The 18,413-nt window shown below is 68.7% G+C and carries 15 protein-coding genes; 5 read left to right on the top strand and 10 right to left on the bottom strand.

Annotated elements, in window-relative coordinates; translation table 11 throughout:
- Nucleotides 1–5 precede the first annotated feature (5 nt).
- The 7 genes from P7644_RS19590 to P7644_RS19560 all read right to left on the bottom strand — a co-directional run bounded on the left by P7644_RS19590 (nt 6) and on the right by P7644_RS19560 (nt 7,464).
- A complete protein-coding gene (locus P7644_RS19590) occupies nt 6–1,472 on the bottom strand; it encodes a M81 family metallopeptidase (RefSeq protein ID WP_404300919.1) in 1,467 nt (488 codons plus the stop codon).
- The gene (locus tag P7644_RS19585) at nt 1,469–2,725 is read right to left on the bottom strand and encodes a Zn-dependent hydrolase (protein ID WP_404300918.1); all 1,257 of its coding nucleotides are present in this window, start codon (nt 2,723–2,725) and stop codon (nt 1,469–1,471) included. Before P7644_RS19585 ends, P7644_RS19590 begins: the two co-directional genes overlap by 4 nt.
- A 13-nt stretch (nt 2,726–2,738) precedes the next feature.
- The gene (locus P7644_RS19580; RefSeq protein ID WP_404300917.1) at nt 2,739–3,452 is read right to left on the bottom strand and encodes an ABC transporter ATP-binding protein; all 714 of its coding nucleotides are present in this window, start codon (nt 3,450–3,452) and stop codon (nt 2,739–2,741) included.
- Nucleotides 3,449–4,228, bottom strand: a complete 780-nt coding sequence (locus P7644_RS19575; RefSeq protein WP_404300916.1) for an ABC transporter ATP-binding protein — start codon at nt 4,226–4,228, stop codon at nt 3,449–3,451. Before P7644_RS19575 ends, P7644_RS19580 begins: the two co-directional genes overlap by 4 nt.
- Nucleotides 4,225–5,229 (bottom strand): branched-chain amino acid ABC transporter permease, encoded by a 1,005-nt coding sequence (locus tag P7644_RS19570; RefSeq protein ID WP_404300915.1) that lies wholly within the window; start codon nt 5,227–5,229, stop codon nt 4,225–4,227. The genes P7644_RS19575 and P7644_RS19570 overlap by 4 nt, the downstream gene beginning before the upstream one ends.
- A gap of 5 nt (nt 5,230–5,234) precedes the next feature.
- Nucleotides 5,235–6,095 (bottom strand): branched-chain amino acid ABC transporter permease, encoded by an 861-nt coding sequence (locus tag P7644_RS19565; RefSeq protein ID WP_404300914.1) that lies wholly within the window; start codon nt 6,093–6,095, stop codon nt 5,235–5,237.
- A 163-nt stretch (nt 6,096–6,258) separates the two neighbouring features.
- Entirely contained in the window at nt 6,259–7,464 is a 1,206-nt protein-coding gene (locus P7644_RS19560; RefSeq protein ID WP_404300913.1) for an ABC transporter substrate-binding protein, read from the bottom strand.
- A 211-nt stretch (nt 7,465–7,675) separates the two neighbouring features.
- Between P7644_RS19560 and P7644_RS19555 the strand changes: the two genes are divergently transcribed.
- Nucleotides 7,676–8,539, top strand: a complete 864-nt coding sequence (locus P7644_RS19555; protein ID WP_404300912.1) for a FadR/GntR family transcriptional regulator — start codon at nt 7,676–7,678, stop codon at nt 8,537–8,539.
- 90 nt (nt 8,540–8,629) lie between these two features.
- On the opposite strand, the gene P7644_RS19550 is transcribed toward P7644_RS19555, so the two are convergent.
- Nucleotides 8,630–10,147: a CoA-acylating methylmalonate-semialdehyde dehydrogenase gene (locus P7644_RS19550; RefSeq protein ID WP_404300911.1), complete on the bottom strand. Its 1,518-nt coding sequence runs from the start codon at nt 10,145–10,147 to the stop codon at nt 8,630–8,632.
- A 68-nt stretch (nt 10,148–10,215) separates the two neighbouring features.
- The gene (locus tag P7644_RS19545; protein ID WP_404300910.1) at nt 10,216–11,574 is read right to left on the bottom strand and encodes an aspartate aminotransferase family protein; all 1,359 of its coding nucleotides are present in this window, start codon (nt 11,572–11,574) and stop codon (nt 10,216–10,218) included.
- 87 nt (nt 11,575–11,661) lie between these two features.
- Here P7644_RS19545 and P7644_RS19540 point away from each other — a divergent pair, with 87 nt between their 5' ends.
- The 4 genes from P7644_RS19540 to P7644_RS19525 all read left to right on the top strand — a co-directional run bounded on the left by P7644_RS19540 (nt 11,662) and on the right by P7644_RS19525 (nt 15,841).
- Complete coding sequence (locus P7644_RS19540) at nt 11,662–12,621, top strand: LysR family transcriptional regulator (RefSeq protein WP_404300909.1); 960 nt, start codon at nt 11,662–11,664, stop codon at nt 12,619–12,621.
- A gap of 8 nt (nt 12,622–12,629) precedes the next feature.
- Nucleotides 12,630–12,932 carry a flagellar basal body protein gene (locus P7644_RS19535; RefSeq protein ID WP_404300908.1) on the top strand — a complete coding sequence of 101 codons (303 nt, stop codon included), beginning with the start codon at nt 12,630–12,632 and terminating at the stop codon, nt 12,930–12,932.
- An 85-nt stretch (nt 12,933–13,017) separates the two neighbouring features.
- Nucleotides 13,018–14,040: an SPFH domain-containing protein gene (locus tag P7644_RS19530; protein ID WP_404300907.1), complete on the top strand. Its 1,023-nt coding sequence runs from the start codon at nt 13,018–13,020 to the stop codon at nt 14,038–14,040.
- A 271-nt stretch (nt 14,041–14,311) separates the two neighbouring features.
- A complete protein-coding gene (locus P7644_RS19525) occupies nt 14,312–15,841 on the top strand; it encodes a catalase (protein ID WP_404300906.1) in 1,530 nt (509 codons plus the stop codon).
- Here P7644_RS19525 and P7644_RS19520 read toward each other — a convergent pair whose 3' ends face one another.
- Entirely contained in the window at nt 15,842–18,382 is a 2,541-nt protein-coding gene (locus P7644_RS19520) for a cation-translocating P-type ATPase (protein ID WP_404300904.1), read from the bottom strand.
- Between the last annotated feature and the right edge of the window lie 31 nt (nt 18,383–18,413).

Genomic DNA, 18,413 nt, shown 5'->3' with positions numbered 1-18,413 from the left:
CCAAGTCAGAGGACGTCGAGCGGATGTACCGGGCGGTTCACCTTGGCAAATGGAAACCGCCCGAAGTCCGAGGTGGTGACGCCGGGGCTGTCGCATTCCACCAGCCCCGCAGACAGCGGCACGAAAACCGGCCGGCAGTACATGCGCGACTTGAGCAGCAGGTAGCGAAATTGCGTGGGATCGATGTCTACGCAGTGGAACACGCCCAGGTCCCAGGGCTCGTGTGTCTGCTCGGTGACCACGATTTGTGCAGCGCCAATGTCGAAGCACACGGAGCGGCCCATGTGGCAGAGCTGGCCGGTGTAGATCGGGCCGGTGACGGTGTAGCTGCCGTCGCTGACGGCGCGCACCGTGCCGCGCAGGCGCAGCGGCTGCTTGTGCCGACCGATGTGGTCCAGCGCCACCTTGTTGCCCAGGGCGATCTCCACTTCGGCGCCCATGCCAGCCGCCGCGAGCGTGTGCACGGCCTCGGGGTCGCACAGCGGCCCCACGGCGATGTCCGACAGGCCCAGGTCCAGCGCGGCCTGCAGCACGTCCATGGTGTCGCAGGTGCCGCCCGACATGCAGTTGTCGCCATGGTCGAGCAGCAGCACGGGGCGCGTGGCGTCCGCGGCGAGCTGCTGGGCGCGGCGCAGCGAATCGGCCAGCGGTTCGCTGCGGTAAACATAGTCATCGCGCCGGCCCCAGATTTGCCGCGCCAGCCCGTCCACCGCGGCCTGGGCCGCATCCAGTCCATCGGCCCGGCAGGTGGCCACCACGCTCATGCAGGGCGCCTCAATGTCGGCCAGCGCGAAGCCGGCGAACACCGTCACCGCGGGCAGACCCTGCGCCTCCAGCGTGCGTGCGGCAGCCACGGCGCCCTGCATGGGGCCTTCGAGCGTGGTGCTGCGCAGCGTGTGGCTCATCAGCGGCAGTCGGTGCCAGCAGACGCAGTAGTGCGCCTCGCCGCGTAGCATCTGCAGCAGCAGGCGGCCGGCATGCTCTCCGGTCTCGTACATGTCGATGTGCGGGTAGGTCTTGAAGCCCACCATCACGTCGGCGTGGTGCACCATCTTTTCGGTGATGTTGCCGTGCAGGTCCAGCGCCACGCCCAGGGGCACGCCGGGCGCTGCGGCGCGCACGCGTGCCAGCAAGTCGCCCTCGCCGTCGGCGCTGTTCTCGGCCACCATGGCGCCGTGCAGGTCCAGCAGGATGGCGTCGCAGCCCGGTGCGGCCTCGACGATGCACCGTGTCAGTTCGTCATAGGCGGGGGCATGCACCGGGCCGCTGGGATTGGCCGTGGCCGACACGGGCGTGACCAGGGTCGCGCCCAGGTCCTCGGCCAGGTCGATGAAGGCCGCCATGGCCGTGCGCATGCCCTTGTTGGCGCGGTAGGCCTCGTCGCCGTAGCTGGGGTTGAAGGCCGCCAGCGGCGTGGGCACGGGCGAGAAGGTGTTGGTTTCGTGGTTCAGCCGCGCGATCAGCACCTTCATGCCACGACCTCCGCAGCCGCCAGCATGGCGCGCAGCAGCACGTTGCAGCCGGCCTCCAGGTGCGCGGGCTCGGCGCTCTCGATCTCGTTGTGGCTGATGCCGTCGTCGCAGGGCACGAAGATCATTGCCGCGGGCGCCACGCGCGCCACATACACCGCATCGTGGCCGGCGCCGCTGACCACGTCCATGCTGCTGTAGCCCAGGTCGTCGGCGTTGGCGCGCACGGCCTGCACCAGCCGTGGCGTGAAGGGCTGGGGCGGGAAGTACACCACCTGCTCCACGTCGATGGCGAGCCCGCGCTCGGCGGCGCTGCGCGCGCAGGCCGCGCGCAGCGCCTGGTCCATGTCCAGCAGCTGGGCGTCGTCGGGTGCGCGCAGGTCCACGCTGAACTTGACGCGGCCCGGGATCACATTGCGCGAGTTCGGGAACACCTCGAGCGTGCCCACGGTGCCGCGCGCGTGGGGCTTGCGCTCTACGGCGATGCGGTTGACCTCCAGGACCAGCTCGCTCGCCGCCAGCAGCGCGTCGCGGCGCAGCTCCATGGGCGTGGGGCCGGCATGCGCCTCCATGCCCTGCACGGTGACGTCGTACCAGCGCTGGCCCAGCGCGGCGGTCACCACGCCGATCACGCGGCCGTGGTTCTCCAGCACCGGGCCCTGCTCGATATGCGCCTCGAAATATGCGCCCACCGCCGGCGCCGGCCCGGCCTGTCCGGCATAGCCTATGGACCGCAGCGCCTCGCCCACGCTGATTCCCTGCGCGTCGCGCTGCGCCAGCGCATGCTCCAGCGTGAACGCGCCGGCGAACACGCCCGAGCCCATCATCACCGGCACGAAGCGCGAGCCCTCCTCATTGGTCCACACCGCCACCTCGATGGGCGCGCGCGTGCGCACGCCGGCGGCGTTGAGCGTGCGCAGCACCTCCAGGCCGGCGAGCACGCCGTAGTTGCCATCGAACTTGCCGCCCGTGGGCTGGGTGTCGATGTGGCTGCCGGTCATCACCGGCGGCAGGGCCTCGTCGGTGCCGGTGCGGCGCGCGAAGATGTTGCCGATGGCGTCGACGCGGATACTGCAGCCGGCTTCGCGCGCCCAGCGCACGAACAGGTCGCGCCCCTGGCGGTCGAGCTCGGTGAGCGCGATGCGGCAGACGCCACCCTTGGCCGTGGCGCCGATGCGCGCCAGCTCCATGAGGGATTGCCACAGGCGCGCACCGTCGATGCGCAGCGCGGAGCAGGGTGAAGATTTCATGTCCATGAGAGACTCCTTGTCATACCAGGCCGACGCCGAGGTAGCGGTCCTTGACGGCGTCGTCCGAGAGGAATTCGGCGTTCGTCGCCTGGTGTGCGACCAGGCCCTGTTCGATGATGTAGTGGCGGTCCGCCAACTGGGTGCAGACCTCGAGGTTCTGCTCCACGAGCAGGATGGTGACCCCCGCGGCCTTGATGGTCCTGAGCTGGGCCACGATCTCCTCGACGATGACCGGCGCCAGCCCCTCGACGGGTTCGTCGAGCATCAGCAGGCGCGGCGCGTTCATGAGCGCGCGGCCTATGGCCAGCATCTGCTGCTCGCCGCCCGAAAGCTGGCCGCCGCCGTTCGTGCGCCGCTCCTTCAGGCGCGGGAAGATGCGGTACACGTCCTGCAGTTGCCAGGGCGACTTCTTGCGCTGGGCCAGCAGCAGGTTTTCCTCCACCGTCAACAGCTTGAAGATGCCGCGGTGCTCGGGCACCAGGCAGATGCCGCGCTGGGCCACCTGGTGCGTGGCCAGGCGCTGCAGCGGCTTGCCGCCAAAGCGCACCTGGCCCTGTGTGGGCGCCATGACGCCGGCGATGGTCTTGAGCGTGGTGGTCTTGCCCGCGCCATTGCGGCCCAGCAGGGTGACGAGTTCGCCCTCATGCACCTGCAGCGACACGCCCTGCAGCACATGGCTCTTGCCATAGTGGGCGTGGACGGACTCCACGGACAGCAGTGGTGTGGTGCTCATGCCTTGCCTCCGGTGATCATGTTGCCCAGGTAGGCGCTGCGCACGCGCTCGTCGCTGCGGATCTCGGCGGGTACGCCCTCGGCCAGCACGCGGCCCTGCTGCATGACGGTGATGGTGTCGGAGATGTCCATGACGATGCCCATGTTGTGCTCGATGAGCACCACGGTGTGCTCGTGCTTCAGGCTCTGGATCAGCCGCTTCATGTCGTCCAGGTCGTCTATGCCCATGCCCGAGGTGGGCTCGTCCAGGAAGATGGCCTTAGGCCGCGCGGCCAGCGCCATGCCCACCTCCAGGCGCCGCTGCTGGCCGTGCGAGAGATTGCCCGCCGGCGTGCCGGCATGGCGTGCGAGGCCCACGCGCTCCAGCACCTGGGTCACGGTGTCGGCGCAGGAGCGCGCGCCCGTGGGCGCGTTCCAGCAGTCCAGCGCCTTGGCCGGCGCCACGCCCTGCGCGGCCAGGCGCAGGTTCTCGCGCACCGGCAGGGTCAGGAACAGGCTGGTGACCTGGAACGAGCGCGCCATGCCGCGGCGCACGCGCCGGTGGTCGGGCTCGCGCGTCACGTCGTGGCCGTCGAACAGGATGCGCCCGCCGCTCACGGTCTTGGTGCCGGTGAGCATGTGGAACAGCGTGGTCTTGCCCGCGCCGTTGGGGCCGATCACCGAGTGCACGGTGTTGGCGCGCACCTTCAGGTCCACGCCGCCCAGGGCGACGAACTTGCCGTAGTGCTTGGCCACGCCCTGGGCTTCCAGCAGGACCGGGGATGTGGTGGTGCTCATGCCTGGCCTCCGTTGGCGTTGGGTGCAGTGGCTGCGGGAGCAGGGGCGGGCGGCAGGGCTTCCTTGCGACGCAGCAGCGCCCACAGGCTCTCGCCCAGGCCCCACAGGCCGCGCTGCAGGCCCAGGCTGACCACCATCAGCACCACGCCCAGCAGCAGCAGCCAGCGTGGCCACAGCGTGGACAGCCAGTCGCCCAGCAGCACGTAGAACGCCGCGCCCAGCACCGAGGCCAGCAGGTTGCCGGTGCCGCCGATGACGGTCATGACGATGATCATCTCGCTGGTGTGGTACTCGGCATTCGACAGCGGCGCAATGCCGGTCATCATGGCGTGCAGCGCCCCGGCCAGACCGGTGATGGCGCCCGAGATCACGAAGGCCTGGAGCTTCAAGAGGCGCAGGTCGTAGCCCACGGCGGCGGCGCGCTCCTCGTTGTCGCGCACGGCCAGCAGCGTGCGGCCGAACACCGAGTCGCACACGCGCCGCAGCAGCCAGAACGCCAGCAGGAACAGCACGGCGACGAAGCCGTAGTACTGCCAGGGCGAGGCCAGCGGCCACAGCGTCTGGCCGGCGATGGAGAGCGACGGGCGCGGGATGTCCAGCAGGCCGTTGTCGCCGCCCGTGAGGCCGGGAGCCGAGTAGGCCAGAAAATAGAACATCTGCGCGAACGCCAGCGTCAGCATCACGAAGTAGGTGCCGCGCTGGCGGATCGCGATCCAGCCGACGATGGCCGCGCCCGCGGCCCCCATGGCAATGGCCGCCAGCAGCGCCAGCGGCATGGGCAGCGGCCAGCGCGTGAGCAGCAGCGCGATGGTGTAGCTGCCCAGCCCGAAGAAGATGCCTTGGCCGAACGACAGCAGCCCGGTGTAGCCCAGCAGCAGGTTGCAGCCCATGGCGGCGAGCGCGAAGATCAGCACCTCGCTGGCCAGCGAGCCCGAGTGCATGAACAGCGGCATGGCCACGACGATGGCCAGCGCGAGGAGGAAATGCGAATGCCTGGTCATGGCGGTCATCCTTTGCGGCCCAGCAGGCCATGGGGGCGCAGCAACAGCACGGCGGCCATGGCCACGTAGATCATGAGGCGTGCGCCCTCGGGCCACAGCGTGCTCATCACGCTCTGCACGATGCCGATCAGCAGGCCGCCGACGAGCGCGCCGCTGAAGCTGCCCAGCCCGCCCACGACCACGATGACGAAGGCCACGCCCAGCGCCTCGATGCCCATGAAGGGCTCGGCGCCGCGGATCGGTGCGGCCAGCACACCGGCCAGTGCCGCCGTGGCCGCGCCCAGCGCGAACACCAGGCTGAAGATGGCGAACACGTTCAGCCCCAGCAGCGACACCATCTCGGTCGATTCGCTGCCCGCGCGCACGGCACTGCCCAGGCGCGTGCCCTCCAGCACCCACCACAGCAGCACCGCCAGCACGGCCGTGAAGCCGATCACGAACAGCCGGTACTTCGGATACACGAAGCCGCCCCACATCACCACCCCCTGCAGCAGGTCCGGCACCGCCACGCTGTCGCCCAGCGGCCCCCACTGCAGAATCACCAGCTCCTGCACCACGAGCGCCAGGCCCACGGTGACGAGGATGTGGAACTCGTGCGGCTTGGCGTAGACATGGCGCAGCAGCAGCTTCTCGGTGGCCCAGCCGATGGCCCCCACGGCCAACGGTGCGAGCAGCAGCGTCCACCAGAAGCTCCAGCCCCAGCGCGTCATCTGGTAGCAGAAATACGCGCCTATCAGGTAGAACGCGCCATGCGCAAAGTTCACGAAGCGCAGCAGGCCGAAGACGATGGACAGGCCCACGGCCAACAGGAAATACAGCATGCCGATGCCGATTCCGTTGATGGTCTGTAGCAGATAGATGCTCATACGGAGGTTCCAGGAGGAGCTGCGTGTGGGTTGTTTGCGTGGAGCAACGGGCTACGCAGCGTCATTCCGGCGCAAGCCGGAATCCAGAGTACGGGCCCTGGACCCCGGCCTTCGCCGGGGTGACGGAGTCCATTTATCGACGAAGGCGAAATCATCATCTTTGTCAGGCCAGCTTGCAGCCGGTCTGGTCCACGGGCAGGAAGGACTTGCCGGAGCTGACCACGTCCACGTAGTCGTCCTTGTTCTTCATCCTGGCCTTGGCCTTGCCCTTGAGCAGGTAGTAGTTCTTGAGCACCTGGTGGTCGGCCTTGCGCACCTCCTCGTCGCCCGTCAGGCCCTGGTACTTCATGCCGTCCAGCGCGGCAATCACGGCCTTCTGCTCCACCGAGCCGGCCTTGATGACGGCGTCGATCAGCAGCTTGGTGCAGATGTACGAGCCCGCCAGGCTGTAGTTGGGATTGGCCTTGAACTTGTCCTGGCAGCGCTTGACCAGGTCCAGGTTCAGCGGCGCGTCGGCCGTGTGCCAGTACTGCGCGCCGAAGTACACGCCATCGCACAGGTCGGCGCCCAGCGACTCGAACTGCTCCAGCCCCGAGGCCCAGGCGATCAGGATGGTCATGTTCTTGTGCATGCCGAAGCTGATGGCCTGGCGCAGCGTGTCGGACGACTGCGCGCCGAAGTTCAGCAGCAGCAGCACGTCGGGCTTGGCGGCCACGGCGTTGGTCAGGTAGCCGCTGAACTCCTTCTCGGTCAGCGAGTGGTAGCTGTTGCCCACATGCTCTATGCCCTTTTCCTTGAAGATGTTCTTGGCCGCCGACAGCAGGCCGTCGCCGAACACGTACTGCGGCGTGATCGTGTACCAGCGCTTGGCCTTCGGCATGGCATCGACTAGCGGGCGCACGGTTTGCTCGATGGCGCCGAAGGTGGGTACGGACCAGCGGAAGGTGGCGCTGTTGCAGTCCTTGCCCGTGATCTCGTCGGCGCCCGCGGTGGTGATGAACACGCCGCCGACCTTCTCGGCCTCCTTGCCCATGGCCAGCGCCTCGGACGACAGGATGCCGCCGGCGAAGAAGCGCGCGCCCTGCTGCTGGGCCGCCTCCTGCACCTTGCGCACGGCGGTGGCGGGCTTGCCCTCGGTATCGAGCAGCGTGTAGGCCAGCGGCCGGCCCAGGGCCTTGCCGTACTGCTCTATGGCCAGTTTCATCCCCAGGTCGGCGAACTTGCCGTTGGCCGCGAACGGGCCCGACATGGGCACCGGGCAGCCGAACTGGATCACGTCCTTGGACTGGGCCCAGGCGCTGGACGCGAGGCCCAGGGAGGAGGGCAGTGCGCCGAGCGCTGAAAGTTGCAGGAGATGGCGACGTTGCATGAAGGAACTCCGGTGGGGGGAAACACGGGGTGGATGGCCCGGGGCGGGCTTCGGAACATGTGGCGTTGCCGCGCATGGGCAAAACAACGCATCTATGTCCTTGGTTCAATTTATAGTGATAAATTGAATAAATAGGACAAGTAAAAACCCTAGTCATCGCACGCTTGTCCGCGCCTTCATACTGCAGCAGCATTCCAAGAAAAGCATCACCATGGCCACCAGACAGTCCGCCTCCCTGGCGATCAGGCAACTCAAGCGCTCCGACCTTGTGGCGCAGGAAATCAAGCGGCTGATCACCGAGAAAAACCTCAGCCCGGGCGACCGCCTGCCGCGCGAGAGCGAGCTGCAGGCGCAGTTCCAGGTCAGCAAGGGCACGATCCGCGAGGCGCTCAAGGCGCTTGAGGTGCAGGGCCTGATCACCATCTCCACCGGGCCCACGGGCGGCGGCACCATCGTCGAGGTGCCGCTGGACCGCACGCTGCAGTTCATGCAGAACTACCTGTTCTTCCAGGAGGTGACGATCGACGACATCTACACCGTGCGCCAGATGCTCGAACCCGAGCTGGCGGCGGGCGCCGTGCCACACCTGACCGAGGCCGACTTTGAGGCGCTGGAGCGCAGCATCAGCTGCTGCGACCCGACGCAGAGCGATGAGGACCTGGTCACGCAGCGGCGCGAGGACGTGAACTTCCACGACATCCTCGCCGCCGCCAACCCCAACCCCTTTCTGCGCTTTTCCTGCGAGCTGATCAACGAGATGATTCGCCAGCTCATCGTCTTCGGCAACCGCACGCCGCAGTCCGAGCACCGGCGCTTTGGCGAGGCCAATGCGCAGATCCACCGCGAGATCGTGCAGGCCGCGCGCGCGCGCGACGCCGCTGCCGTGCGTGCGCTGATGGAGCGGCACATGCGCGATGCGGCCAGCAGCGTCAAGCGCATGAAGGGGCGCATCCAGGGGCGGCTGATCCTTGATGCGGACACGCTGCGCCGCCCGCGCGCGGCGCCGGCCGCGCCCAAGGCAGCCGCCGTCAAGCCAGCGCGCCAGCGCGCCAGCCGTACTGCCAAAGCCGAGTAGCCCTCACCGTCCACCGGCAAAAAGCCCCTGCGGCCTCGCGGCCCAGGGGCTTTTTGCCGGGGTGGCCGGGCTGGGGCCCGGCCGTGCGGCTCAGCGGCTGCTCGGGAAGCTGAACACCGCGCCCTCGCGCACGCCCGCGCTGGGCCAGCGCTGGGTGATGGTCTTGCGCTTGGTGTAGAAGCGCACGGCGTCGGGGCCGTAGGCATGCAGGTCGCCGAACAGGCTGCGCTTCCAGCCGCCGAACGAGTGGTAGGCCACGGGCACGGGCAGGGGCACGTTCACGCCCACCATGCCGACCTGGATATGGTCGGTGAAGTAGCGCGCGGCCTCGCCGTCGCGTGTGAAGATGCAGGTGCCGTTGCCGTACTCGTGCTCGTCGATGAGCTGCATCGCCTCCTGCAGGTTCTGCACGCGCACCACGCCGAGCACGGGGCCGAAGATTTCCTCCTGGTAGATCTTCATGCCGGGCTTGACATGGTCGAACAGGCAGGGGCCGAGGAAGTAGCCGTCCTCGTGGCCTGCGAGCTTCACGTTGCGGCCATCGACGAGCAGCTGCGCTCCTTCAGCCACGCCGCTGTCCACGTAGGCGCGCACTTTCTCGAAATGCTGCTTCGTCACCAGCGGCCCCATGTCGTTGCCGTTGTCGGTGCCGGGGCCGACCTTCATCTTGGCAATCTCGGCCTTCAGCCCGGCGATCACGGCCTCGGCCGTTTCGTCGCCCACGGCCACCACCAGCGGAATGGCCATGCAGCGCTCGCCGCAGCTGCCGTAGGCCGCGCCCATGAGCGCGCTCACGGCGTTGGCGATGTCGGCGTCGGGCATCAGCACGGCGTGGTTCTTGGCCCCACCCAGGGCCTGCACACGCTTGCCATGCCTGCAGCCCTCGGCGTAGATGTATTCGGCGATCGGCGTCGAGCCGACAAAGCTCACGGCCTTCACGCGCGGGTCGGTGAGCAGCGTGTCCACGGCCAGCTTGTCGCCGTTGACCACGTTCAGCACGCCGGGCGGCAGGCCGGCTTCGAGCGCCAGCTGGGCGATGAACAGCGTGCTGCTCGGGTCGCGCTCGCTGGGCTTCAGGACAAAGGTATTGCCGCAGGCCACGGCCATGGGCCACATCCACAGCGGCACCATGGCCGGGAAGTTGAACGGCGTGATGCCGGCGGTGACGCCCAGGGGCTGGAACTCGCTCCAGCTGTCGATGCCCGGGCCCACGTTGCGGCTCATCTCGCCCTTGAGCAGTTCGGGAGCGTAGCTGGCGTATTCCACGTTCTCTATGCCGCGCTGGATCTCGCCATGCGCGTCGGCCAGCACCTTGCCGTGCTCGGCGGTGATCATCGCGGCGATCTGGTCGGCGTGCTCTTCCAGCAGTACCTTGAGTTTGCTCATCACGCGCGCACGCTTGAGCGGCGGCGTATTGCGCCAGGCGGGGAAGGCGGCCTCGGCCGCGGCGATGGCGGCCTCCACCGTGGCCTGGCTGGCCAGTGCCACGCTGGAGGTGGACTGGCCGGTGGCGGGGTTGAACACCGGCTGGGTGCGCTCGGTGTCGGTGACGATCCGGCCGGCGATCAGGTGGCCGACGGTGCTGGTGACGGTCTTGTCGTGGTGCATGGCAATTACAAGGAAAAAGTGGCTCCAGCGCTTTTCCATCAAGCGCTGGCAGCTATGAAAAATGATTTTTAGGCGGTCTCTGCCAGCGCATCGCCCAGGGCGCTGACCAGGCGGTCGATCTCGGCCTCGGTACTGATGAAGGGCGGTGCGATCTGTATCGTGTCGCCGCCGTAGCGCACGTAAAAGCCCTTGTCCCAGCACTTCATCGCCACCTCGTAGGGGCGGCGTGCCGGTTCGCCCGGCAGGGATTCGATGGTGAAGCCCGCGGCCAGGCCGTAGTTGCGGATGTCGGCCACATGCTTGGCCCCCTTGAGGCCGTGCACGGCGTTCTCGAAGTAGGGCGCCAGGGTCTTCACGCGGCCGGGCATGTCCTCTTTTTGCAGGATGTCCAGCACCGCATTGCCCGCCGCGCAGGCCACGGGGTGGGCCGAGTAGGTGTAGCCGTGGGCAAACTCCAGCATGTACTCGGGGCCGCCGGCGGCCATGAAGGTGTCGTAGATTTCCTTGCTGGCGATGCAGCCGCCCAGGGGCTGGGCGCCGTTGGTCACCTGCTTGGCGAAGTTCATGATGTCGGGCGTCACGCCGAACACCTCGGCCCCGGTCCAGCCGCCGCAGCGGCCAAAGCCGGTGATGACTTCGTCGAAGATCAACAGGATGTTGTTCTGCGTGCAGATCTCGCGCAGGCGCTGCAGATAGCCCGCCGGCGGAATCACCACGCCGGCCGAGCCCGAGAAGGGCTCGACGATCACGGCGGCGATGTTGCTCGCGTCGTGCAGGGCAATCAGATCCAGCAGCTTGTCCGCCAGCGCCCGGCCGTCAATGTCGGGCATGCCCCGGTGGAATCCACCCGCGGGCGGCTGGGTGTGCGGGATATGGTCGGCCTCCACGCCCTGGCCGAATAGCTTGCGGTTGCCCACCATGCCGCCGACCGAGATGCCGCCGAAGTTCACGCCGTGGTAGCCCTTCTCGCGCCCGATCAATCGCGTCTTGCCGCCCTGGCCCTTGGCGCGCCAGTAGGCGCGCGCCATCTTCAGCGAGGTGTCGGCGGCCTCGGAGCCCGAGCCGGTGAAGAACACATAGTCCAGGCCCGCGGGGGTCAGATCCTTGATGCGGTTGGCCAGCTCGAACGAGGCCGGGTGGCCGAACTGGAACGCCGGTGCGTAGTCCAGGTTGGCGGCGGCCTTGCCAATGGCCTCGGCCACCTCCTTGCGGCCATGGCCCAGGCCCGAGCACCACAGGCCCGAGAGGCCGTCGAAAATCTTGCGCCCTTCCGAAGTGGTGTAGTACGCGCCCTGGCCGCCCACGATCATGCGCGGCTGGGCCTTGAAGTTGCGGTTGCCGGTGAAGGGCATCCAGTGGGCGTCGAGCCAGGCGGCGTCCTGGCGCACGGCGGTGGGGGTGGTGTCGTCGATCACGGCAAAAGACATGGCGGCCTCCTTGATGGGTATGCGGCGATTGTTGGCCAGGGCGATAATCCGTTGAAGCAACAAATATCCACATTCACTTGCCAATTCATGCAAGTAAAAACCGCCCCCCGCCAGCGCGCCGTGCTGGGCCAGCTCTCCGACATGGACCTGCGTCTGCTGCAGGTCTTCAAGGCCGTGGTGGAATGCGGCGGCATGGCCGCAGCCGAGCTGGAGCTGAACATCGGCACCAGCACCGTGAGCCGCCATGTCAAGGACCTGGAGACGCGCCTGGGCCTGACCCTGTGCCGGCGCGGGCGCGCGGGCTTCGCGCTCACGCCCGAGGGCCAGCGCGTGTATGAGGAGACGCTGCGCCTGCTGGCCTCGGTGCGCGGCTTCCTGGACGGCGTGGACGACATCCACGCGCGCATGGGCGGGCAGCTGGCCGTTGCGGTGTTCGACAAGACGGCCTGCAACCCGGCCGCGCGCATCGGCGCCGCCATCGCCGCCTTCACCGACCAGGCGCCCCATGTGCAGCTGCAGCTGCATGTGGCCAGCATCAACGCCATCGAGCGCGGCGTGATCGACGGCGGCTACCAGGTGGGCATCATCCCCGCGCACCGCAGCTCGCAGAGCCTGGTCTACACCGAGCTGTTCGGCGAGACCATGCTGCTGTACTGCGGCGCGGGCCACGCGCTGTTCGGCGCGGCGCACGACGGCCTGGACTGGGAGGCGGTGCGGCGCCACCCGTTTGCCGGCCTGGGCTACCACTCGCCTAACATGGAGCTCTCCCACGAGGCGCGCCTGACGCGCGCCGCCACCGGCTTCGACCAGGAATCGATTGCCACGCTGGTGCTGTCGGGGCGCTTCCTGGGCTTTCTGCCCGACCACTATGCCGAGGCCTTCGAACGCCAGGGCCGCATGCAGGCCGTGCGGCCAGACCTGTTCCACTACCGCTGCCAGTTCGTGAGCCTGGTGCGCCGCTCGCCCGCGCCCAGCCGTGCGGCGCAGCTGCTGCAGCGCTGCCTGGTGCAGGCGCATTCCTCAAGTGCGCACGCCGCTGGCCGATAACAGGGCCTATGAGCACCATCGCCGCCACCGCCCAATCCGGCCTGCAGGCCGCGCAGCTGCGCCTCGCCAGCAGCGCCCACAACGTGGCCAACCTGCACACCCCGGGCTTCAGGAGCCAGCAGGTGCAGCAGCAGGCCGTGCCGGCATTGGGCGGCGTGCAGGCCCAAACCGCACAGGCGCCCCAGGCCGGCGTGGCCCTGGAGGCCGAGGCCGTGGAGCAGGTGGTCGCCAGCTATGCCTTCAAGGCCAATGTGCTGGTGCTGCGCGTGGCGCAGGACATGGCGGGGACATTGCTGGACGAGCGCGCCTGAGCTGGGGCATGGGGTGCATGCATGCCTCGCCGCTATGATGCGTGCTCCTGTTTTTACCCTTCCAAACCCGCCCGGGAGCGTGCCCATGGCCCTCATGGACTTCATCAAGAAGCAGTTCATCGACATCCTGCAGTGGACCGAGGAGGGCGACGGCACGCTCGCCTGGCGCTTCCCGATGGCGGACATGGAAATCCAGACCGGCGCCGCGCTGGTGGTGCGCGAGTCGCAGATGGCCGTGTTCGTCAACGAGGGCCAGGTGGCCGACGTGTTCGGCCCCGGCAGCTACAGGCTCAGCACGCAGACCCTGCCGGTGCTGACCTACCTGAAGAACTGGGACAAGCTGTTCCAGTCGCCCTTCAAGAGCGACGTGTATTTCTTCAGCACGCGCCAGCAGGTGGACCAGAAATGGGGCACGCCCCAGCCCATCGCCATCCGCGACCCGGACTTTGGCGCCGTGCGCCTGCGCGCCTTTGGCAACTATGCCTACCGCGTGGTCGACCCCAAGCGGTTCCATACCGAGATTTCCGGCACGCGCGAGAGCTACCCCGCGGCCGACCTGGACGGCCAGCTGCGCGGCCTGGTGCTGCAGAACATCAGCAACGCCATCGCCGGCAGCGGCGTGGCGTTCCTGGACCTGGCGGCCAACCAGCAGATGTTTGCCGAGGCCCTGGCCCATGAGCTGCAGCCGGCGTTCGCCAAGATCGGCCTGAAGCTCGAAGCCATGACGGTGCAGAACCTCTCGCTGCCCGAAGAGCTGCAAAAAGTGCTGGACCAGAAGATCGGCATGGGCATGGTCGGCGGCGACATGGGCCGGTTCATGCAGTACCAGGCGGCACAGGCCATCCCCAAGTTTGCCGAAGGCGCAGGGCAGGGCGGCGGCGTGGCCGGCGACGCCATGGGCCTGGGCGCCGGCGTGGCGCTGGGCCAGGTGCTGGCGCAGAACCTGCAGGCCGGCCTGCAGGGCGCGCAGGCCGCACCGGCCGCGGGCGTGCGGCCCGACGAGGTCATGGCCACGCTGGAAAAGCTGGCCGAACTCAAGACCAAGGGCATCCTGACCCAGGAAGAGTTCGACGCGAAGAAGACCGAGCTGCTGAAGAAACTCGTCTGAGACACTTTTTTGATAGCTTCTAACGCTTGCTGGATAAGCGCTAGGGCCGGAAAAATCAGATATTTTTTGCGAAGCGAAGCCTTCGCGCATGCACCCTGGTCGGGCGATTCGGTGTTCGAGGAGGCCTTCACGCGCGGCCGTGCGGCGGGGCTGGCACCAGCATGAAATTTCCAATCGCACGCATAAAGACGATTGATTTTCAAAATATGTAAGACATTTTTATGCTTCGTCTGTAGTTTCAACCCCTTCCTCAACCCGCCAGGAGCACGCCATGACCGATCACAGCCCGAAATGCCCCGTCACCCACCTGACCACCGACTTCGGTGCCCCGGTGGCGAGCAACCGCGACAGTCTCACGGCAGGCGCCCGCGGGCCGCTGCTGGCGCAGGACGTCTGGCTCAATGAAAAGCTGGCCAACTTCGTGCGCGAGGTGATCCCCGAGCGGCGCATGCACGCCAAGGGCTCGGGTGCCTTTGGCACCTTCACGGTGACCCAGGACATCACGCAATACACGCGCGCCAAGATCTTTGAGAAGGTGGGCAAGCAGACCGAGATGTTCGCCCGCTTCACCACCGTGGCCGGCGAGCGCGGCGCGGCCGACGCCGAGCGCGACATCCGCGGCTTTGCCCTCAAGTTCTATACCGAGGAGGGCAACTGGGACATGGTGGGCAATAACACCCCGGTGTTCTTCATCCGCGACCCGCGCCAGTTCCCGGACCTGAACAAGGCCGTGAAGCGCGACCCGCGCACCAATCTGAGGAGCGCCACGCACAACTGGGACTACTGGACGCTTCTCCCAGAGGCCCTGCACCAGATCACCATCGTCATGAGCGAGCGCGGCATTCCGGCCAGCTACCGCCACATGCACGGCTTTGGCTCGCACACCTACAGTTTCTGGAACGCTGCGGGCGAGCGCTTCTGGGTCAAGTTCCACTTCAAGACGCAGCAGGGCATCAAGAACCTGACGGACGCCGAGGCCGAGGCCCTCGTCGGCAAGGATCGCGAAAGCCACCAGCGCGACCTGTACGAGGCGATAGCGCGCGGCGACTTCCCCAAGTGGACCATGTACGTGCAGGTCATGCCCGAGCGGGATGCTGACAAGGTGCCCTACCACCCGTTCGACCTGACCAAGATCTGGCCGCATGGCGACTACCCGTTGATCGAGGTGGGCGAGTTTGAACTCAACAAGAACCCCGAGAACTTCTTCCTGGACGTGGAGCAAAGCGCGTTTTCGCCCAGCAACCTGGTGCCCGGCATTGGCGTATCGCCCGACCGCATGCTGCAGGCGCGCCTGTTCAACTACGCCGACGCGCAGCGCTACCGCCTGGGCGTGAACCACCAGCAGATCCCGGTGAACCGCGCGCGCTGCCCGGTGCACAGCAACCACCGCGACGGCACGGGGCGCGTGGACGGCAACTACGGCAGCGCGCTGCACTACGAGCCCAACAGCTTTGGCCAGTGGCAGGCCCAGCCCGAGTTTGCCGAGCCGCCGCTGAAGATCGACGGCGACGCCCGGCACTGGAGCTTCCACGCGGATGACAGCAACTACTTCGAGCAGCCGAGGAAGCTCTTCCAGCTGATGAGCGATGCGCAGAAACAGGCGCTGTTCGGCAACACCGCCCGCGCCATGGGCGACGCGCCACTGTTCGTCAAGCAGCGCCACATCCGCAACTGCCACGCGGCCGACCCGGCTTACGCCGCCGGCGTGGCGCAGGCGCTGGGGCTGGATCTGGCCCAGGCGCTGGCGTCGCAGAAGGACGATCCGATGTTCGGCAACCCGCTGGTGGCGCTGCCGGCCTGATCAGCAGGGCCGGCGCCGCCGGGCCGCGCGGCCTGGCCCCAGTAGCCGTAGCAGTTCCAGCCATGCCAGGCACAGCGCCAGCACGGCGGCAATGGCTGCCAGGGTTGGCAGGCCGGCGCCTTCCACGCGCATCAGATCGCGCAGGCCGGGCAGCCCCAGCAGGGCCGCCAGCAGCAGGCCCACGGCCGCCAGCATGGGCCGCAGCCAGGGGTTGGCGGCCGGTGCGCGCCGCCACAGCGGCCGGGCCGGGTCGCGCTGCGCCAGGATCAGCAGCAGCACGCAAGGCACCAGGGCGCCCAGCATCACGGCGCGCCCCTGGGCCGCGCTCCAGCCCTGGGCCAGCAGCCAGGCCTGCGCCGCGAGCAGCAGCGCGGCGATGCCCAGGCCCTGCAGCAGCGGCAGCCGCAGCGCTTTAAGCGCAAAGGGCGAGTCCGTCACCGGCCGGGGCGGGCGGCGCATGAGGTCCGCGGCCTCGGGCTCGGCCTCGAAGACGATGGCGCAGGCCGGGTCGATGAGCAGCTGCAGCAGCACGATGTGCACCGGCAGCAGCAGCGCCGGCCATTGCAGCAGCGTGGGCGCCAGCGCCAGCGTGACGATGGGCACATGCACGGCAAACACGAAGCGCGTGGCCTTGCGCAGGTTGTCGTCGATGCGCCGGCCCTGGGCGACGGCGGCGACGATGTGGGCAAAGCTGTCCTTGAGCAGCACCAGCGCCGCCGCCTCGCGCGCCACGTCGGTGCCGCGCTCGCCCATGGCGATGCCCACATGCGCGGCCCTGAGCGCGGGGGCGTCGTTCACGCCGTCGCCGGTCATCGCCACCACCGCGCCCTCGGCGCGCAGCAGCTGCACCAGGCGCAGCTTGTGCGCGGGCTTCAGGCGCGCGCACAGATCCACGCGGCGCAGGCGCTCGCGCAGCGTGGCGTCGTCCAGCGCCTCCAGGTCGCCCCCGGTGAGCACCTCGGGGCGCTCGGACAGGCCCACCTGGCGCGCGATGGCGCGCGCCGTCGCCGGGTGGTCGCCGGTCATCATCACCACGCGCACGCCGGCGGCGCGGCATTGCGCCAGGGCCTCGGGCACCTCGGGGCGCGGCGGGTCGGCCAGCGCCAGCAGGCCCAGGAACTCGAAGTCGAAGTCATGCTGGCTGGGCGGCCAGGCCTGCGCCCGGCCCGGCTGGCCCGTCCAGCGCCCGCAGGCCACGCCCAGCACGCGCAGGCCGCACTCGGCCAGGGCCTCGACCTGGGCGCGGATGGCGCCGCGGCGCGCCTCGTCCAGGTGGCACAGGTCGGCCACGGCCTCGGGCGCGCCCTTGGTGGCCAGCAGGTGTAGGGCGGGCGCGGTGCTGGTGTAGACGCGCGTCATGGCCAGGATCTCGCCCGACAGGGCGTACTCGAACACTGGCTCGCGCCCGTCGTGCACATGCTCCGTGCCCCGCAGCCAGTCATGGCCGAACCGCTGTATGGCCTGCTCCATCGGGTCGAACGGGTCGCCCGGCGTGGCCAGCATGGCGAACTCGACCAGGCGGTGGAAGTCCTCGGGCAGCTCGGCTGCGCCTTCGGCATGCCAGTGCCGTGCGGGCGTGACCAGCCCGGTCACGGCCATGCGGTTCTGCGTCAGGGTGCCGGTCTTGTCCACGGCCAGCACGGTGATGGCGCCCAGGGTCTCCACGGCCGTGATGCGCCGCGTGAGCACCTGCAGCTGCGCAATGCGCCAGGCGCCCAGCGCCAGGAACACGGTGAGGATGACCGGTATCTCCTCGGGCAGCAGGGCCATGGCCAGGGCGATGCCGGAAAGCAGGCTATCGAGCAGCGGCCGGCCGTTCCACCACCAGCCCAGCAGCACCTGGGCCACGGCCAGGAGCAGGGCCAGCGCCCCCAGGGCGCGCACCAGGCGGCGCGAGCGCTGCTGCAGCGGCGAGGGCGGCGCCTCGGTGGCCGCCAGGTCGGCGCCAATGCGGCCCACGGCGGTGCGGCCGGCCGTGGCCTGCACGCGCGCCAGGCCCACGCCGCGCGTGACCACGGTGCTGGCGAACAGCTGGGCCGCAGGCAGCTTGGCCACGGGCACGGATTCGCCGGTGAGCAGGGATTCGTCCACCTCCAGCTGGCCGTCCAGCAGCAGGGCATCGGCGGCGATGCGGTCGCCCTCGTGCAGCACCAGCAGGTCGCCGCACACCACCTCGCGCCCGGCGATGCGCTGCTCGGCGCCGTCCCGCACGACCAGCGCGCGCGGGGCCGACAGGTCGCGCAGCGCCTCCAGCGCGCGCTGCGTGCGCCGCTCCTGCAGCAGTGTGATGGCGATGATCACGGCCACGGAGCCGAGCAGGAACAGCGCCTCGCCCCGGTCGCCCAGCGCCAGATAGGTGCCGCCCGCGGCCAGCAGCATCAGGAACATGGGTTCGGTGAGCACCTCGCGCAGGATGGCGGCGGTGGACTTCGGCGCGCTGCCGGGCAGCTGGTTGGGACCGTCCTGCGCCAGGCGCGCGGCGGCCTCCTGGCTGCTCAGGCCTTGCGGCAGGCTGGCGGCGGCAGATGCTTGGTCTGGCATGGGGCAGCGCGGCGCGGCGGTAGGGGTTTGG

The sequence above is a fragment of the Alicycliphilus denitrificans genome, from assembly GCF_044792555.1.
Classification (GTDB): Bacteria; Pseudomonadota; Gammaproteobacteria; order Burkholderiales; family Burkholderiaceae_C; genus Alicycliphilus; species Alicycliphilus denitrificans_A.
Note: the sequence above shows the minus strand (reverse complement) of the source record. Positions and strands in the feature narration are given on the sequence as shown.

Excerpts from the sequence above, each read along its gene's own strand:
- P7644_RS19590 (WP_404300919.1), bottom strand. The coding sequence starts at position 1,472 with ATGAAGGTGCTGATCGCGCGGCTGAACCACGAAACCAACACCTTCTCG.
- P7644_RS19585 (WP_404300918.1), bottom strand. The coding sequence starts at position 2,725 with ATGGACATGAAATCTTCACCCTGCTCCGCGCTGCGCATCGACGGTGCG.
- P7644_RS19580 (WP_404300917.1), bottom strand. The coding sequence starts at position 3,452 with ATGAGCACCACACCACTGCTGTCCGTGGAGTCCGTCCACGCCCACTAT.
- P7644_RS19575 (WP_404300916.1), bottom strand. The coding sequence starts at position 4,228 with ATGAGCACCACCACATCCCCGGTCCTGCTGGAAGCCCAGGGCGTGGCC.
- P7644_RS19570 (WP_404300915.1), bottom strand. The coding sequence starts at position 5,229 with ATGACCAGGCATTCGCATTTCCTCCTCGCGCTGGCCATCGTCGTGGCC.
- P7644_RS19565 (WP_404300914.1), bottom strand. The coding sequence starts at position 6,095 with ATGAGCATCTATCTGCTACAGACCATCAACGGAATCGGCATCGGCATG.
- P7644_RS19560 (WP_404300913.1), bottom strand. The coding sequence starts at position 7,464 with ATGCAACGTCGCCATCTCCTGCAACTTTCAGCGCTCGGCGCACTGCCC.
- P7644_RS19555 (WP_404300912.1), top strand. The coding sequence starts at position 7,676 with ATGGCCACCAGACAGTCCGCCTCCCTGGCGATCAGGCAACTCAAGCGC.
- P7644_RS19550 (WP_404300911.1), bottom strand. The coding sequence starts at position 10,147 with ATGCACCACGACAAGACCGTCACCAGCACCGTCGGCCACCTGATCGCC.
- P7644_RS19545 (WP_404300910.1), bottom strand. The coding sequence starts at position 11,574 with ATGTCTTTTGCCGTGATCGACGACACCACCCCCACCGCCGTGCGCCAG.
- P7644_RS19540 (WP_404300909.1), top strand. The coding sequence starts at position 11,662 with ATGCAAGTAAAAACCGCCCCCCGCCAGCGCGCCGTGCTGGGCCAGCTC.
- P7644_RS19535 (WP_404300908.1), top strand. The coding sequence starts at position 12,630 with ATGAGCACCATCGCCGCCACCGCCCAATCCGGCCTGCAGGCCGCGCAG.
- P7644_RS19530 (WP_404300907.1), top strand. The coding sequence starts at position 13,018 with ATGGCCCTCATGGACTTCATCAAGAAGCAGTTCATCGACATCCTGCAG.
- P7644_RS19525 (WP_404300906.1), top strand. The coding sequence starts at position 14,312 with ATGACCGATCACAGCCCGAAATGCCCCGTCACCCACCTGACCACCGAC.
- P7644_RS19520 (WP_404300904.1), bottom strand. The coding sequence starts at position 18,382 with ATGCCAGACCAAGCATCTGCCGCCGCCAGCCTGCCGCAAGGCCTGAGC.